The sequence below is a fragment of the Acinetobacter psychrotolerans genome (genome assembly GCF_048552595.1).
GTDB lineage: Bacteria > Pseudomonadota > Gammaproteobacteria > Pseudomonadales > Moraxellaceae > Acinetobacter.
In genome coordinates this window covers 1-204 of record NZ_JBIMDK010000090.1, presented here as the reverse complement: position 1 = coordinate 204, position 204 = coordinate 1, and the positions used below count along the sequence as shown (strand labels likewise).

At 45.6% G+C, this 204-nt stretch carries 1 protein-coding gene; it reads right to left on the bottom strand.

Features of this window, described 5'->3' with window-relative positions:
- Window positions 1-204, bottom strand: a 204-nt coding sequence (locus ACG94X_RS16955; RefSeq protein WP_419384824.1) for an MBG domain-containing protein, incomplete at both ends; no start/stop codon positions are given.

The following is a 204-nucleotide window of genomic DNA, read 5'->3' as shown; positions in this document are numbered from 1 at the left end:
CAGTGAGTGTGTGATTACCTGCATTGGTCGTATTGCTAATACCAAAACTGTTGTTTAATCCTGTAAGTACAGAGGCAGTTTCTCCATTCACCAAGCCTGAGGCAATGAAGTTCGGATTCAGTGGATTGTCGCCATAAGTCGATGTGCCACCATTCGCTGTCACTGTGATGTCTTTTTTACCCACCACCCATGTGCCATCAGTAC